We start from the raw sequence: 16,955 nt of genomic DNA, 5'->3' as shown, positions 1-16,955 counted from the left end.
GGCGCAATTGCAGAGAAGTTCGCGTGACATCCAGCTGAACGTCCGCCATGCGCATCAATTGCGGCGTGCGGTTGTCGCTCGCTCGCTGGGCCAAAAGTGCTACCTCATTCAAGGAGACCCATGCCGAAACGGCGACCCCAACCAAGGCGAGGACCAACACCCCGCAGACTAGATACAGACGCTTTGCGATGCTCAGTTTCATGGCTGGCTCCGATGTTTTTGTTTTAAATTGCGTCCCCAAAATAGCTGGGGACAAACTTCTCGCCTAGTCACGGAGCATCGTATACCTGTTCTTGCATAAGGCAAGAATATTTGAGGTGAGTGTTTTTGACATAAGAAATGAGAGCACTACCGCATGTCGAACACAGGTCATATCAACAAGGCAGAGACAGCGAGAAGCGAATATCTGGTCGAGCGTCCTGGCGTGTCTTGGTGTGTGGGAAACCATCAAATATGAACCCGCTCTTCACGGCGCGCACATTTTCACAAATTGGATATGGGACTATCCTTCTTTAGAGGAGAAATGCATTCTTTTACCTCTTCGAGCGAATACGCCAGGTCAAGCTACGTTCGAGCTGGCTTCAGCAGGCAAGCGAACTATCTGCCGCGGCAGCAGCACCTTGAATGTGGCGCCTTGTCCTGGCTCGCTTATCACTTCAATCTGTCCGCCATGCCGGCTGATGATGCCGTATGAGATGGAGAGGCCCAGGCCGGTGCCCGTGCCGACGGGCTTGGTGGTGAAGAAAGGGTCGAAGATGCGGTCCATATTTTCAGGCGAAATGCCGTTGCCAGTGTCCTGTATTTCCACCCACACGTTCTCGTCGTCCAGGCCGGTGCGTAAGGTAATGCGGCCATGCTCTTCGATGGCCTGCCCGGCGTTGATCAGTAGGTTCATGAACACCTGGTTGATTTGCGAAGGGATGCACTCGATTTCCGGGATGTCGCCGTATTCCTTGACCACCTCGGCCTTGTCCTTGAGCGTGCTCCCCACCACGTTCAGGGTGCTGTCCAGGCCGGATTCCAGATTGGCCCATTGCTTGTCGGTCTCGTCCACGTGGGAGAAGTCCCGCAGGTCCTGCACGATGCGTTTGACGCGCTGCAAGCCGCTCATGGACTCGGCCAGCAGACTGCTCGCGTCTTCACGCAGGTAGACGATGTCGATCTGCTGTTTCAGTGCGCGCATGGTCTGCTGAGTTGCCGGGCTCAATTCATTTTCGCTCTGCTCGTACGCGGCCAGGGTTTTGAACAGGTCTTCCACGTAGCCCTGCAAGGTGCCCAGGTTCGAGTTCACAAAAGCGACCGGGTTGTTGATTTCATGCGCCACACCGGCAGCTAGTTGGCCGATGGAGGCCAGTTTTTCTGACTGCAGCAACTGACTGTGGGCCTCTGCGAGTTTGCGGATGAGTTCTTCTTGCCGGGTTTTTTCGACCAGCAACGCGGCGTTGGCTAGGGCCAGCTGTTGTCGGTCTTCCTGGAACTGCTCGACGGCGCGGGCCATGTCGCCAATTTCGTCGCCGCCCTGTACCGGAACCACAAAACGTCCTTCGCCCACTTCGGTTTTGCGCAGGCTTTTGCTGACCAGTTGCAGGCGCGCCAGCACATGGTTGCCGAGAAAGCTTTGTGCGACCAGCCAGGCGAGTACAAGGCTGGCCGCCAGCAAAGCCATCACCCAACGTTCGTTATTCAAGGAGGTTTCCGCCAAGGCGAGCATGGCGTTCCGGTAGTCCTGGGTGACACGGTCGGACTGCACCTGGGTCGTCTCTACCATCAGGCCAGCCTGTTCGCGCAGTTCCGTGTGGAACTGCTGGTTTTTCTCGGCACTGCCTTTGGTCGAGGCTGGCGCGGCGGCTTGTAATTCGCCCTCTCGCAGTTGTCCAACGATGTTCACGGTATTGCGGAACAACTGGCTGGACTGGTGCAGGTCGAGCACACCAAGATCTTCGTCGGCGGCGGCGAGACGGTCTATAGTGTGGTCGAACGCTTCCAGTTGCTTGAGGATGTCGGTGTAGCTTTCGCGCATGGCGTCGACGGATGCAGCCGTGGCCAATTGGTCGGCTTCACGCTCGATGAGCAGGGTGCGCCGGACGAGGTCTTGCGCGTCCTGCATCTGCACCAGGCGTTTTTCGGCCAGCAGTTGGGTGGCATCGGTGTTGACGCGCAAGGCATACACGGCAGTTACGCCGCCAGCCAAGACCAGCAGTGCCAGTGCCGAGAGGGCCAGTATGAACTGGTTGCGCAGAGACCGGGGTAGCCGTAAGTGCATATTCAGCAATAAATTTCTGAGTGTGTTCTTAACGTTTCCAGATGCGCCGGTAGATGTTGCGGTAGCCGTTATCGGGATCGTATTGGCGCTGGGCGCCGCCATCGAAAGCGATGTTGTCGACGGTGACCAGATGCACGGGAACGATGTAGCCGCTGACCGGCTGGCGGGCCAGCAGGCGATTCAATTCGTCCACCAGTTGCCAGCCATGGAGATTCAGCGGTTCGGAGACTGTGCCGGTCTGGAATGTGCCCGCCCGGATGCGCAGGAAGGCGGCGGCGCTGCCATCGCCGGCGGAAAGCATGTTGACGCTTTTGCTGGATTTGCCGGCATGGGTCAGCTCTGGCGCGGCATAGTCAAAGTAGATGTCATTGATGGCCAACGCATGCGTCCACTGCGTGCCATAGCGTTTGAGCAGGTCTTGCGTCGCGGCAGGCATTAATTCGGCACTTTTAGAAATCGCTACATCCTTGATTTCCAGCAAGCGGCAGCCCCTGCAGGCGCGAATTACGTCCGCCATCGCGTTGGACTTGGCCATGGCGATTTCGAAGTTGCTGTCTGTGAAGACCACTACGCCCGCCCGTCCCTCGGACGCTACCACGGCCGCCATGGCCGTGATGCGCGCCACATCCAGCGGGTTGGTGGACACGTTCATTGCAATCGGACTGCCGACAATCGGGCCGGCGTTGGGGCCAACATGCCAGCCCACTATGGGCACTTTACGTTCTTCAAATGGGGCCAACTGGGCTTGAATTTCTTTTACATCGATGCCGACCAGGATGACGCCGTCCGGTTTCAAAGCCAGCGCTGTGGACAGAGCTTTGGCGCGCCCCGCAGGCGTTCCTCCCGCGTCGTAAATCTTGGTGTTCCAGCCGATCGTTTTGGCGGCTTCCTGGATGCCCTTGCCGACGCCGAGAATTCCGCCGTTGCGCAGGTCTTCACTGACTATCGCCACCGTGGCACCCGCGTATGCGGGAGGACCGGATTCGGGCCCGTTCCAGGGAGCACCGTGCTTGCTGGCATCAGCGACCACCTGCCGCATGGCGGCCAGGCTCATTTCTACGGGAATCGCCCCGCGGGATGATGGTGATTGTGCATGTACGAGATGCCCACCGATACAACAGAAACCAAGAGTCAAACACATCCGGGTAAGGTATGACATTGTGGGATCTCCGCAAGAGTTGCTATCGCATCAGTAGCGCTCAATATTCTCACATCTGAAACCAGTGCATTGTTTTAGTCAACCCTATCGGACGCAGATTATTGCCAATCCTATTGTGCTGCCTTCAGTAGCTATGCAGCGCGTCTGTCTGTTACCGCCAACGAAAGCTGACCTGGACGTGCCGACAGTTTGGTGAAAAAATGAGAAAAAAACACCAGTGCAACGCTGCGCAATGGAACATCGCATCCTTGATGCACCTGCGTCCTCGCAGGCGGTTGCGTCGTAACTGTTGACGCATCGATTTTTAAGTGATAAACCGTCCCTAAATGCAAAGAAAACAATTGCGGACGGAGGAGGGCATATGCAAACACGACATCACGTCGACGCAATGATCAAACGTCAAATTGAGGCTGGCCGTCTTAATTTTTATGGAAATTGAAGATCCAAGTTAGCGTATGCACACTGAACTCAACAACCTGGATCCATCGAACTTCTTTGAGGGCAGCCCGATCCCTACTTTTGTTATCGACGCAAATCACGTCGTCACCCACTACAACGGAGCATGCGCCCAGTTGCTGGGTGTTCCCGCCTCTACTGTCGTTGGGCAGATTGGTCTTGGCAAAGTTTTTTACGGCGTTGAGCGGCCCGTTATGGCCGATCTTATTGTCGACGGCGCCATGGCCGACATTATTTCGGATCTGTATCAAAACACATATCGCAGCTCCCTAACGATCCCTGAAGCCTATGAAGCCGAAGACTTCTTCCCAAGGTTAGGTGCGTCTGGGCGGTGGCTATTTTTCACGGCCGCCCCGCTGAGAAATTCGGACGGCAATATCGTTGGCGCCATAGAAACGTTACAAGACATTACGGAAAGAAAAATTGCCGAAAATGCTCTAATGAAGTCGCAGCTTGAGGTTGAACAGATCGTTGAGCAGCGAACCGCACAGCTGGCAGACGTGAACACCACGCTGCGTAGGGACGTCGAACGCCGTGAGCAGGTGGAATACGAACTAACCAAGCGTAATTCAGAGCTCAATCTGTTGAATGCCAAATTAGTCACTGCTCAGGAGCATTTGGTGCAGTCGGAGAAATTGGCCTCCATTGGACAATTGGCCGCAGGGGTTGCCCATGAGATCAACAATCCCATTGGATACATCTTTTCCAACTATGGAATGCTAGAGACCTATTTGACCAGTTTGTTTGAAATGCTGAGCGTTTACGAACAGGCCGAGCAGAGCTACAACGATCCGAATGTAGTAAAAGAGCTGCAGGCGAAGCGGCTGGCGCTGGAAGTTGATTTCCTCAAGGAGGACATTCCAGATCTCATGAGGGAATCCAAAGAAGGCATCGTCAGGGTTAGAAAAATCGTCCAGGATTTGAAGGACTTCTCCCACGTGGATGCTAAGCCGGAGTGGAGCTTTACTAACTTGAATCAAGGCATTGACTCCACGTTGAATGTGGTCAATAACGAAGTGAAATACAAGGCAGACATCATCAAGGAGTATGGTGATATACCGCCAGTTCAATGCATCCCCTCAGAGATCAACCAGGTTGTGATGAACTTGGTAGTTAACGCAGCGCACGCGATAGGTCCGGACCGCGGAAAAATATGGATTCGTACGGGTGTAGAGAATGAATCCGCATGGATTGAAGTTACTGACAATGGCAGCGGTATTCCGAAGGATGTGGTGCCTCGGATTTTTGACCCGTTTTACACCACTAAACCGGTTGGAAAAGGGACGGGGTTGGGTTTGTCACTGTCGTACGGAATTATTCAAAAACACCATGGCCAGATTGATGTGCAAACAGAGATGGGAAAAGGGACCACGTTCCGGTTGGTACTTCCACTGACGCAAACAGACAAAGCGGAATAGAAATGAGTTCACTGCCCGTGGAATCAAGTCAGAACCTGCGCACCGTTTTGTGCGTGGACGATGAAGCGAATATCCTCTCGGCGTTGAGGCGTCTTCTACGCCCCCATGGATTTCAAGTGATCGTTGCGGAGAGTGGCCAAGCGGGGCTAACGGTGCTGGAAAGCACGCCCGTGGATCTGGTGATATCTGACATGCGGATGCCCGAAATGGACGGCTCCAAATTTTTGGAGCATGTGCGCCAACGCTGGCCAGACACGATGCGCCTTTTGTTGACGGGCTACGCGGACGTTTCTTCCATCATTGAGGCGATTAATCGCGGTGAGATTTATCGCTACATCACCAAGCCGTGGGACGATCACGATCTGGTCCTGATCGTGCAACAAGCTCTTGAGCGGAAAGCACTGGAACGTGAGAAGAAAAAACTAGAGGATCAGGTACTTCTGCAAAACGAGGAACTGAAAAGCCTCAACACTGGTTTGGAGGCCAAAGTGCAGGCGCGCACGCAGGAGCTCCAGGCTGCCAATGGGAAACTCAAAAAGAACTATCTGAACACCATCAAGGTGTTTTCTAACTTGATGGAATTGCGTGGAGGCAACCTCAGCGGGCACTCCCGCTTGGTGGCGGACCTTGCGCGCCGCACGGCTGCGAGCATGGGATTACCCGAGGCTGCTCAGCAGGAGCTCTTTGTTGCTGGGTTATTGCACGACATTGGACAGATTGGGCTGTCTGACGAAGTGTTGTCGAAGCCCGTTGGGCGATTGTCCGAAAGTGAATTGACCTTGTATAGGCGACATCCGGTGTGGGGCGAGCAGGCGCTGATGTCGCAGGACGATATGTATGGAGTCGCGGCGCTGATCCGCTCACACCATGAGAGGTACGACGGCCTCGGGTTTCCCGATGGCCTTGCCGGGGACGCCATATCCATTGCAGCAAGTATTCTGATGGTGGTCGAAGCATTTTTGGATCTTCAGGCAGGGAACCTGAGCCAGGCCAAGCTGTCTACCAGTGAAGCCCGTTCTATGATTGCACGGGGACGAGGCACTCAATTTAACCCTGAAGTGGTAGACGTATTTCTGCAGGTAACCCTGAATGCTGCTCCTGTAGCGGAAGCGCCGGCGATCATGCTGAAAACCAATGAACTGGTGCCCGGCATGGTGATGGCAAGGGATCTCAAGACCCATGATGGGATCGTTTTGTTGAGCGCAGAGCATGTGCTCACTGAGAAGTTGATCAGATTGCTGCAGCAACGAGAATCCAGGGACGACATCGAAATGGTGTTACCCATCAAGCCACCACAAAAAATATAAGCGGCTGCTGAGTGTGAATTCCTAGGGGAGGATTAAATGACAGAGGGTTTGCAGGGCTCCAATCGGGCATCACATGAGCATGGCATTGACCCCGCGACGGGGTTGCCAGGACGCGGTGTTCTCTTGGAGAAACTGAACTCCTTGCCGCGTGACTTGGATGTGGCGCTTCTCTGTATTGATCTGGATCATCTGGCTTCCCTGAATGAGGCCATGGGACTGTCGGCCGGTGACCATGTTTTGGCTGAAGCCGCAAAGCGGATTGCTACACGCGCCGAGCCCAGCAGCTTTCTGGCCCGATACGGCGGCGATGAGTTTGCCGTGGTGATTGAGAATGTTGCAAATTTTGAGCAAGTCAGCCAATTAGCCTCGGCCTTGATCGAAAAGCTAATGCGCCCCTACCTAGTCGCGGGGAAAGAAGTTTTTGTAGGCGCCACCATAGGCATCTCCTGCACGATGAAGACGCAATTGAGCGTGGCACAAAAACTTCAGGCAACCACTATCGATCAAGCCTTGCACCATGCAAAAGCGGCCCTTTCTAGGGCCAAGGTCGTTTCAAGGGGGAGTTGGCTCCTTTATGAGCCTGGCATGACCCCCGTTTTAGGTGCCCGTCTCCATTTGGAGACAGAGTTGGCGGTCGCGGTGGAGCAAGGGCAGTTCTTGGTCTACTACCAACCCAAGGCCTCCTGCCGTAGCGGCGCGATCACAGGGTTTGAAGCCTTGGTGCGCTGGCTGCATCCCACCAAGGGGATCGTTCCGCCTTCTGAATTCATCCCGATCCTAGAAGAAACGGGGCTGATAGACCGGGTAGGCACTTGGGTGCTTAGAACTGCCTGCCAGCAGCTCGCGGCGTGGGATCGCTTGGGACACGATAAATTGACCATGGCAGTCAACGTCTCGCTTCGGCAACTTGTAGATCTGACTTATCCGGAGTCTGTCAAGGCAATCCTTTCGGAATCAGGGGTGCCTGCTGAAAGGCTGGAGCTGGAGCTAACCGAAAGCTTATTGATGCAGGATGTTCGGCATACGGAGGCGCTCTTGTTTCGCCTGAAAGCGCTGGGCGTTCGGCTGTCTATAGACGACTTCGGGACCGGGTACTCTAGCCTGGCCTACCTGAAGCGGTTGCCCATTGATACAGTGAAGATCGACAGAACCTTTGTTCAGGACATCACAACAAACCCCAACGATGCATCCATTACTCGCGCGATCATCGGAATGGCCCGCAGTCTCAATTTGTCCCTAGTTGCTGAGGGTGTGGAGACTGAGGCGCAATTGTCAAAGCTGGTTGCCGAGCACTGCGATACGGTTCAGGGCTATTTCATAGGCAAGCCCATGCCTGCGACTGATGCTGTCGTTTTGCTTGCATCCGGCTGGCGTCTGCCCCCTGAATTGATTGGCCGTCCTACCAAAACAAGGACATTGCTGCTGGTAGACGATGAGGAAAGTATTCTCTCCGCGCTGAAAAGGCTGCTCCGGCGGGAAGGCTATCGCATCTTCACTGCCGGCTCAGGCGCTGAAGGATTGGATTTGCTTGCGAAGAATGACGTGGACGTCATCGTCTCGGACCAGCGCATGCCCAACATGACGGGCGAAGAGTTTCTACGCCTGGCGAAGGAACTGTATCCAGACACCGTGCGCATGGTTCTCTCGGGCTATGCGGACATGCAATCCATAACTAATGCTATTAACCAAGGAGCAATCTATAAGTTCTTGAGCAAACCGTGGGACGATCAAGGCCTTAAGGAAAACATCCTGGAGGCGTTCAGGCACAAAGAACTGAGCGATGAGAACGGACGACTCACGCGCGAGATTGGGTTAATGAATGAAGACCTCAATCGCAGCAACAAGGCGCTCGCGGTGCTTCTGGATGAGCAGGCGCGCAGATCACTGGTAGGCCAAACGGCTCTTTCAGTTGCCCAGCAAACCCTTCACCTTTTACCCATTCCAGTATTAGGGCTCGATCCAAGCGGGATGATTGTTCTCACAAATGAAGCGTTCGTCAGACTAGGAATAGAGGAGGGCGCCATTTCATCGTTCGCAGAGGCACTGCCATCCTGGCCGTCCACAGAGGTGAGCTATTCAGAACATGTTGATTCGGCGGGACAGCGGTGGAGTTTGGCGGGGCGCAACTTGTCTAGCAGCGGGCAACATTCTGGAATGGTGTTCGCCTTTGTCCCGAGGAGTCCTATATGAATGACACATCTCTCAGACCGGTGGTTACAGAAACTATGGCGATGCAACCAAATGTTGCACCTGCAGCACGTTCGGACCTAGACAATGAATCCTTAAAAGTCCAGCGACGCTTTCGCCTTTCCGGAAATGGCGCTGCTAGCAGAGCGCTTCAGTCTGCAGTATTGGCATTCCTGAAGCAGAAGGATAATTAATGCGCCCAAGCTTAGAACAGGCTATTGCAGCCGTTCAGCAATTGCCGAATTTGCCGAGTACCACGAGAGTAGTCTTGGGGTACTTGAATGATGACGACGCAGATATCAATCAGGTCGTTCAGGCCATTGCACGCGATCAAGGTCTGGTAGCAAGGGTATTGCGAATTGCGAACTCGCCTTTCTATGGGTTACCAAATCAGGTACAGACCATCCATGAAGCCGTGATTGTTTTAGGTTTTTCAAACCTGAGGTTGGTCGTTACGGCGGCCATGATGACCGCACAAAAATTTCCTGGGCTGGCGAGTGGCGTCGAGGTGCAAAGGCTTTTTCGTCACAGTATTGCCGTCGCCATATGCGCTTCGGTAATCGGACGGAGCAACAAGCTCAATCCGAACCTTTTGTTTTTAGCAGGTATTTTGCATGACATTGGGAAACTGGCACTGATGGCCACGTACCCTGCTCAATATACGGAAGTGCAATCGCTTAGAGAGTCCGGCAATTTATTGACTACCGATGCGGAAGAACGGGTATTTGGGTTTAATCACGCCGCCATTGGGATGGCTTTGTGTCGGCATTGGCATCTTCCCGATGCCATTGCGGTCGCGATTGGCGACCACCACAGTTTTGGAGGGAATCACGATTCAAATCCTAACGCCAAGGAATACAGTGCCTTCGCCGAGGTCATTCATCTCGCTGATGCAATTGCGCTTGGACTCAATCTGGAGTCTGATCCTTTGGCGATAGTTCCTCCATTGTCTGAGCGCGGGTGGAATCGCTGGATGGGATCGCATGAAAAATTGGCCATAGACCTCAAAGAGATAGAGGGGCTGTATCAGGAGTTAGTTGTCTTAATCGATGGTCACGGGTGAATCAAAACGGAGACAGCCTGTTCATGCATCGACTGTGGGTGTTGGGTCTTGCGCTAGCGGCCGACGTATCGGTAGCGTTACGCGAAACCGGGTGCCTTGGCCCAAGGTGCTTTCTACGTCGATGCGGCCCTGGTGTTTTTGCACAATGCCATAGGACAAGGACAGCCCGAGGCCGGTACCCTTGCCTATCGGCTTAGTGGTGAAGAAGGGCTCGAAGATGCGCTTCAGGGTGTCGGGCGGAATGCCTACGCCGTTGTCAACGACCTCCAGCCAGACGTCTTCTCCCGCCGTGCCGGTGCGTACCGTGATGCGACCACGCTCTTCACCCATGGCATGCGCCGCGTTGACCACCAGGTTCATCACCACCTGGTTGATCTGTGAGGCTAAACATTCGATGTCGGGGATCTCTCCATACTCCTTGACCACATCGGCCTTGTACTTGACCTCACTGGCTACGATGTTCAGAGTCGAGTCAATGCCTTGGTGCAAATTGGCCCATTCCCATTCCTGCGTTGAATCCACGCGCGAGAAATCCTTCAGGTCCTGCACGATCTGTCGCACCCGCACGATGCCTTGTTCCGATTCGCGCATCAGCACGGGGATGTCTTCTTTCAAGAAGTCCAACTCGATCTCTTCGCGCAGTTTGCGCAGCCGGGCGGCCACCTCGGGTTGTGCCATGTTGGCCTCGGCAACCTCATACGCATCCAACATCAGGAACAGCTGCGCCAGGTAGCCCCCCAGCGTGCCGAAGTTCGAAAAGATGTAGCCAATTGGGTTGTTAATCTCGTGTGCCACACCGGCCGCCAACTGACCGATGGAAGCCAGCTTTTCCGACTGCACCAGCTGACCTTGCAGGTGTTTGCGCTCTCCAATCTCCAGTTGCAACGCACTGTTTGAAGCACTCAGCTCGCCGGTACGTTCGCGCACTGCTTCTTCAAGCCGTTTGAGTTGTTCTGCGGCGTCTTGCGCCATTTGCCACTTGGCGGTCAACGAAGATGCGAGTTGGAAGACCTCAATGGCATCAAAGGGCTTCTTCAGAATCAGCAGCCGGTCGCGCACATCCAACCGGGCCAAGACTTCGGTCCATGAGGTGTCGGCGTAGGCGGTGCAGATCACGATCTGCAATCGCGGGTCGACCTTCCATAACTCCTCTATGGTTTGCACGCCGTCCCAGCCCGGAGGCATGCGCATGTCAACAAAAGCCATCGCGTAAGGCCGCTTCTCTTGCAGAGAGGCCTGCACCTTGGCCAAGCCTTCTTGCCCTTGGTAGGCAGATTCGAGCGAGAAAGTCTCCGCAGTGTCCTTGACTGCGTCGCCAAACAAGGCCTGCTCGACCGCGCTGAGTTCGTCCGATTCCGCCACCACCGGCGCCAGCACCTTGCGAAAATCCTCATGGATGGCTGGCATGTCGTCAATCAGTAAGATGCGCCGGTTGGGGGGGAGATTCATTGCGAGACCCCTTCTGGGGTGGCAACAGGAATGTCAAGGGTGAAGATGGCTCCCTGTCCAGCTCCGGAGCTGTAAGCAGCCAAGCTGCCCCCCATTTCTTGTGCGGCTACCACACAGCTGTGCAGACCAAAGCCATGTCCGGTTTTACGGGTCGTAAAACCATGCGCGAAGATGCGTGTCAGGTTCTCGGGCGCAATGCCTTCGCCGTTGTCGGCCACGGTAATGCGCAGGACTTGCCCTTGCTCGGTATCTACCAGGTGGGCCCCGAGCGTGATGGTCGGTTGGGCCAAGTCCAGACCCCCCAGAGCTTGTTTGGAATTGCCAATTAGATTCACCAGAATTTGCAGTAAGCGGTGGCGGTCTAGCAGCAGTATGGGTAGATTGTCAAAGTCTTTGACAATCTGCACCTTGTGGCGCTCCAGCGCGCCGACGTTCATACGCAGCGCGTCGTCTACAAGTTCGTTCCAGCGCACCGATTCGGCAATGCTCGGTGCACCCGCATGCGATTGCTGGATGGCCACGATCTCCTTGATATGGTCCACGCTCTTAATGAGCTGGCCCAATTCCTCGGCCATGGCCGCCTGCTCCCCCGTCAACGTCTGCGCAAGCTCGCGCAAGTACCTGGGCAACAGTTTTCCCCGTGCGTCATGCACTAGAAAATCGCCCAGATCGTCGGCATGCTCGTCCATCAGGCCCACCGCACGCAACAGGCCTTTGAGCTTGGAGGCCCGCAGCTGGGCGCCGATCACCCCCGCAGATACATTGACGCTGTTGAGTATATTGCCCACGTTGTGCAGCACATTGGTGGCGATCTCGGCCATGCCCGCCAGGCGCGAAGCGTCGACCAGCTTTTTGTGCACCTCTTCAATCGTCTTCTCCGCCAGCTTCAATTTGGAGATGTTTTTGGAGGTGCCAAATGTGCCGATGATGCGACCGTCCTGGTCGCGCCAGGCGCATTTGGTCGACAGATGCCAGTCAGCGGATCCATCAGGATGCATACCGACGATTTCACTTTTTTCAATCATCGGCTGGCCGGTGCGCAGTACTTCTTGCTCGCTTTTAGCAAATTTAGCCGCTTCTTTTGCACCATAGAAATCTGCATCCGACTTGCCGATCGCATATTCTCTGAACACCTCCACGCTCTGCAGGTGCGGTGGTAAAGCGGCGTCGGGAAAGTTCGCGCGATGGCGACTCAGCGACACCTGGAACAGACTCTCCGCCTCGGATCGGCTGAGCTGCACCAGGCGCGATTGGCGGTCCTTAAAGAAAAGTGAATCGGGCAGGTTGTCCATCAGCGTTGCCAACAGATCGCGCTGGTAGGCCAGTTCATTTTCGGTCTGCTTGATGCTGGAAATATCCTTGGTGATGCCAAAGGTGCCGATGATGGTGCCGTCTTTTCTGCGCAGCGGCATCTTGGTGGTAAGTGCCCACGAATCCGGCCGGCCGTCTTGCCAGGTTTCGCGTTCCACCTTGTTGACCATGGGCTGCCCGGTACGGATGATCTCTTGCTCATCTTCGAACGCCGGGCGCGCATGTTCTTCAGAGAAAATGTCGAAATCCGTTTTGCCCACCAAGGCATCCGAAGACTCTACGCCAAATTGACGAGCCTGCGCGGTACTGCATTTGATGAAACGCGATTGGACGTCCTTGAAATAAATATGGTCTGGGGAGCTGTCCAGCAGCATACGGAGCAGATCGCGCTCGTAGACCAGTTTCTCCTCGGTTTGCTTGCGCTCGGTAACGTCCTGGCATGCCCCTTGGACTCGCACAATCGAACCGGCGAGGTTCCACTGGGCCTCGCCGATACAACGAATCCATATATGCCGGCCTTTGGAGGTAAGCATTTCCAACTCAAGATCAAAAGACGTGCCGTGCTGAAAACATGTTTCAAAGTTTTTGCGGGCTGCGACTTGCGATTGCGGAGCATAAAAATTGAAGACCTGCTCAAGCTCAAGAGCAGCATCTGGCGACACGTCATGGATTGCACGCATCTCACTCGACCAACTAACTTCGTGACCCGGCAAGTCAACAGTCCAACCGCCAAACTGTGCAATGCGACCGGCCATATTCAGCAGGGTCTGATTTAGAAGACTGTTTTTTTCAGAGCTCATGTTGGTATTTAGTCCACTTAAAAATGGCCCTATCAGTCATGCAATCAATTGAGCAATGGCTATCTGCAACACAAACTTCTATCGATTACCTCAGGTAGTTTAAAGCTGGGAGACAATATGAGCGTCCTCAAACATTGAAGTCACCTTGCCCGATGCAAGCGCCATGTCCTCCAAAGAGCCGCCCAGTCGTTGTTGCACAAAGAGCGGGAATTCCTCAACATGGTAGTTTCCTGCAAAACCGAGTTGTAGTCTCTTGCTGATCTGGTTGGCGGCAAACACACATGCACTAAGGCTGGTATCCCGAAGCTCAGGTCCGTATTGGTAACGGATGGCCTCAATCAGCTGGCTGGGAAACTGCCATTTCTCAACCAGCATGGCACCCACGGTGGCATGGTCAACGCCGATGATTTTTCGCAGTGCTATATGGAGTGATTCACCGCTCTCCTGACTATTGCGAAGGGCGAGGCGAAATTCAACGGGTTTGAATTGAGCCAGCACGATTTTTCCAAAGTCGTGTAGTAACCCCGCTATGAAGCAGTCGACGGGATCTGCGTCAGGCACTCTCGATGCCAAGTGTTTAGCAATTCCTGCAGTTGACAAACAATGCTGCAAATAAGACTGTACTTCAAAGCCTGCTGGGTTCTTCTTGGGTAGTGCACCTATTGCCGCAATTGCAACGGCCAGGTTCTTGATGGTGTTGAAGCCTAAATAGACCACAGCATGGTCTATGGAGGAAATCTTCTTCGGCAAGTTGTAGTACGACGAGTTGACTACCCGCAATATCCTCACCGTCACAACGGGATCTTGGCCAATCACGTGGACAAGATCCTTAGGTGTGCAGTTGATATCTTGGGTCAATACCAAAATTTTGCGAACGCTCTCTGGAAAGGCTGGCATATCTTCTACTGCCAAGACTAGCTTTTGTGCCAATATGGTGCTTATTGAGACGCCAATTTCCATTGCCAACTCTCCTAGAGTCACTTCTTATAACAAGCATTAATATGCTGTTAAAAGTATAAAAGTTATCTTGTTGCCACGTTTCCTATGTTCTCACATAGATCGCTTAGCTTCTAAGCATATCGGACTGAGGCCGGCCCGGTAGCTAAACTTGGCTTGTCCTTTGAACTGTACAGATGTGGCTGAGCTGTGTGGCGAAATTCATTCGAGCAGAGGTCCAAAGAATCGTTTGAAGAAAAAAGCGAGATGCTGCAGTTACTCGCTCGGATACGCCGCGCTCAAGAAGAGCGTGATTTACTAAAAAAGCTACACGTTACTTTGCCAGAGAGCCAAAGTGAATTGCCGTTTTATGAACGGTCACCCGCATGACTTCCCGCTAATTCTTAGGTTTTAGGGTGCCGCATGTGGTCAGACTTCGCGACTCCCAAGTACACGGACCGGTTTCTTATGAGCCGTAGACGGCGAGCGCTTACTTGAGCTTATTGCCGTTTTTTTTCGGCCAGTCAAGGCGTTATGGGTCACCGGAGGTTCATTGACTTCAGTGACAGCGAAGATTTCGTAAGACTAGTTTGAGTACGTTTCCAAATTCGGCTATCGCACCAAATCCTCGATGGCATCCACAACAATGCCCGTGCCGATCGCAATCAAGAGAATGTCATTGGCGACACGAACGTACTTGTAGCCAGACGGAGGCACCCCAATTTTCACGACGACGTCCCTAGGTAGCGGATATTGGATGACAGTTGAAGGCAAAGGAGCTCCGCGTGCCCACTTTTTGGCCTGCCCTGGTGGCAAACATCCACTGTTCTTTTTTGCCAATCCAGGTGGGCAATGCCCTCTGGCAGCTTGTGCACCGTAGTAGTCAGACACCGCTCTTCTTTGACTATCTTCAAAATAACCGCCTACACGGATTTCAACCGTGGTGTTCTGTTCCGATGGCTGGGATTTGCCCTTTCCATGACCAGCCCAATCGGGTTTTCCAGCATGGCCTAAGCTGCCCACAGTAAGGGCTCCGATGAGAATGGCATGAGACAAAAATTTAGATTGCACAGTTAGTTCCTAATTTGAAAATTCAAGCCTCTTGGCAGCGGCATCGCAGGGGGTTGCCGAGCGACTTATTTCGAGGTTGCGGTATCTTGTGCTGCCTGCTTGCGGGCTTTCTTTGCCTCAAGCTCAGCATTCGCCGTGGGTTTAAGCGCTTTGGTCGCTGCACCCAGGCTGTGGCCGCTGATCATCTTCGCCTTCAAGTCGGTAAAAGGGATTCCGAGATTCTTGCTCACGTGCACGGCCGCCACGAACTGACCGAGATTCTTAAATCCCGCTGAGGCCGCCTGCAGATCAGTACCTGCGGGCAACAGGCCTGACAAAGTGGCGGAGAGTTTCTTGTTGTCCGTCAATTGTTGGGAAGTAGTTTTCCCCACATGCGCTTCTTTGGTACCCGCGTGGGACTTGCCGTCTGAACCGTGGGATGGTTTTGCATCCATGCCAGAACTGCCTCCATTGCCACCGCTATTGACGCCACTGTTTCCACCACCGTGCGATCCACCGCCACCGTTACCAGCAGCGAATACAGACACGCTGAGCCCAAGTGCGGCCACTGTGATAACGGTACCAACGATGCGTTTGATCATGATGTTCTCCTTATAAGTAACGGGACTATTTTCAGCCGTCGTCTTTCAAAAACTGACTCAAATGAATTGAGATGTAACGCTGACTTGCTCGGCAATCGTGCGCCCCAAAATCTGCAACGAATCTCAGTGCGGCGGAGCGCAAACTTGCCCTCGCAAAACATGCAGGTCAATTCGTGAGGAATTTCACGAATCTGGTTCAGAACCACCCAACTGGACTATTGGCTAGACGCAGCACGGACACTAAAATTACATTTAGTAACAGAAACATCCATGCAAATTAAAAAATCATTCCTTCAGATCATCTCCGCCCTCGGAATTGCTGCTCTTGCGTCCACCGCCAGTGCGGCTACTACGACCTACAACTTTGGCTCGTTCCTGACCGGCTCTGGACCTACAACGCCTGCCAGTTTCGCGACGTTGACCATCGACGCCTCTGTAGACAACAAAACCTTTGTGTTCGACCTCAAGGTGAGCAGCGGCCTACAGTCCATTTTCGGTTCTGGGGCCTTCATCAGTGCGTTGCAGGTCAACACCTATAGCAACCAAGACCCGGCTTTGACCACGATTGCTGTGGGCTCTTGGGGTGTTGGGGCGGTGAAGTTTTCTGGGAATGCAGCCAACCAGGGCGGTGTGAACTGGGACTACAAAGACAGCTTTTGCGGTGTGTCCGGCGGCTGCAACGCGAATGCAGCTGGTTCCCGCTTGACGCAAGGCGAGGAAGTCAAATGGACATCGGTGTTCAGCAATGCCCAGTTCACTCTGCTTGCAAAACCCGGCATGTTGTTGAAGGTACAGGGCTACACCTGGGGTGGTCAAAGTGCCAGTGCTGATTACACGTCAGTTGTTTCGTCGGTTCCTGAACCAGAAACCTACGCCATGATGCTGGCTGGTTTGGGTTTGATGGCAGGCATCGCCAGGCGGCGTAAGCACAAGACTGCAGCACTCTGAATGGTC

Annotated in this window: 13 protein-coding genes and 1 pseudogene; 6 read left to right on the top strand and 8 right to left on the bottom strand. The window is 53.9% G+C overall.

All coding sequences use genetic code 11. From position 1 onward, the window contains the following. The 3 genes and pseudogenes from AC097R_RS17865 to AC097R_RS17855 all read right to left on the bottom strand — a co-directional run. A pseudogene (locus AC097R_RS17865) lies at window positions 1-202 on the bottom strand (methyl-accepting chemotaxis protein); the annotation flags it as partial. 357 nt (window positions 203-559) lie between these two features. Continuing rightward, window positions 560-2,263, bottom strand: coding sequence for an ATP-binding protein (locus AC097R_RS17860; protein WP_479599535.1), 1,704 nt, complete (start codon window positions 2,261-2,263; stop codon window positions 560-562). 28 nt (window positions 2,264-2,291) lie between these two features. Next, window positions 2,292-3,404, bottom strand: a complete 1,113-nt coding sequence (locus AC097R_RS17855) for an ABC transporter substrate-binding protein (RefSeq protein WP_479599569.1) — start codon at window positions 3,402-3,404, stop codon at window positions 2,292-2,294. 473 nt (window positions 3,405-3,877) lie between these two features. On the opposite strand from AC097R_RS17855, the gene AC097R_RS17850 reads away from it, so the two are divergent. The 5 genes from AC097R_RS17850 to AC097R_RS17830 are packed head-to-tail and all read left to right on the top strand — an operon-like array spanning window position 3,878 to window position 9,853. Beyond that, a complete protein-coding gene (locus AC097R_RS17850) occupies window positions 3,878-5,296 on the top strand; it encodes an ATP-binding protein (RefSeq protein ID WP_479599534.1) in 1,419 nt (472 codons plus the stop codon). A gap of 2 nt (window positions 5,297-5,298) precedes the next feature. Continuing rightward, window positions 5,299-6,603 (top strand): response regulator c-di-GMP phosphodiesterase, NosR family, encoded by a 1,305-nt coding sequence (nosR, locus tag AC097R_RS17845; protein ID WP_479599533.1) that lies wholly within the window; start codon window positions 5,299-5,301, stop codon window positions 6,601-6,603. Window positions 6,604-6,639: 36 nt separating this feature from the next. After that, the gene (locus AC097R_RS17840; RefSeq protein ID WP_479599532.1) at window positions 6,640-8,793 is read left to right on the top strand and encodes an EAL domain-containing protein; all 2,154 of its coding nucleotides are present in this window, start codon (window positions 6,640-6,642) and stop codon (window positions 8,791-8,793) included. Continuing rightward, the gene (locus AC097R_RS17835) at window positions 8,790-8,984 is read left to right on the top strand and encodes a hypothetical protein (protein ID WP_479599531.1); all 195 of its coding nucleotides are present in this window, start codon (window positions 8,790-8,792) and stop codon (window positions 8,982-8,984) included. Before AC097R_RS17840 ends, AC097R_RS17835 begins: the two co-directional genes overlap by 4 nt. Next, window positions 8,984-9,853: an HDOD domain-containing protein gene (locus AC097R_RS17830; protein WP_479599530.1), complete on the top strand. Its 870-nt coding sequence runs from the start codon at window positions 8,984-8,986 to the stop codon at window positions 9,851-9,853. The genes AC097R_RS17835 and AC097R_RS17830 overlap by 1 nt, the downstream gene beginning before the upstream one ends. A gap of 21 nt (window positions 9,854-9,874) precedes the next feature. Here AC097R_RS17830 and AC097R_RS17825 read toward each other — a convergent pair whose 3' ends face one another. From AC097R_RS17825 to AC097R_RS17805, 5 genes are all read right to left on the bottom strand, one after another. Continuing rightward, window positions 9,875-11,302 carry an ATP-binding protein gene (locus AC097R_RS17825; protein WP_479599529.1) on the bottom strand — a complete coding sequence of 476 codons (1,428 nt, stop codon included), beginning with the start codon at window positions 11,300-11,302 and terminating at the stop codon, window positions 9,875-9,877. Continuing rightward, window positions 11,299-13,413, bottom strand: coding sequence for a PAS domain-containing protein (locus tag AC097R_RS17820; protein ID WP_479599528.1), 2,115 nt, complete (start codon window positions 13,411-13,413; stop codon window positions 11,299-11,301). Before AC097R_RS17820 ends, AC097R_RS17825 begins: the two co-directional genes overlap by 4 nt. Window positions 13,414-13,512: 99 nt before the next feature. Beyond that, the gene (locus AC097R_RS17815) at window positions 13,513-14,373 is read right to left on the bottom strand and encodes an HDOD domain-containing protein (protein WP_479599527.1); all 861 of its coding nucleotides are present in this window, start codon (window positions 14,371-14,373) and stop codon (window positions 13,513-13,515) included. Window positions 14,374-14,961: 588 nt separating this feature from the next. Continuing rightward, window positions 14,962-15,420: an RcnB family protein gene (locus AC097R_RS17810; protein WP_479599526.1), complete on the bottom strand. Its 459-nt coding sequence runs from the start codon at window positions 15,418-15,420 to the stop codon at window positions 14,962-14,964. A 65-nt stretch (window positions 15,421-15,485) separates the two neighbouring features. Further along, a complete protein-coding gene (locus AC097R_RS17805) occupies window positions 15,486-16,001 on the bottom strand; it encodes a hypothetical protein (protein ID WP_479599525.1) in 516 nt (171 codons plus the stop codon). A gap of 270 nt (window positions 16,002-16,271) precedes the next feature. On the opposite strand from AC097R_RS17805, the gene AC097R_RS17800 reads away from it, so the two are divergent. Further along, window positions 16,272-16,949 (top strand): FxDxF family PEP-CTERM protein, encoded by a 678-nt coding sequence (locus AC097R_RS17800; RefSeq protein ID WP_479599524.1) that lies wholly within the window; start codon window positions 16,272-16,274, stop codon window positions 16,947-16,949. The last annotated feature ends 6 nt before the right edge of the window (window positions 16,950-16,955 follow it).

The organism is Rhodoferax sp. ZS1R25 (genome assembly GCF_056521335.1).
This window is presented reverse-complemented; position numbering and strand designations above follow the sequence as displayed.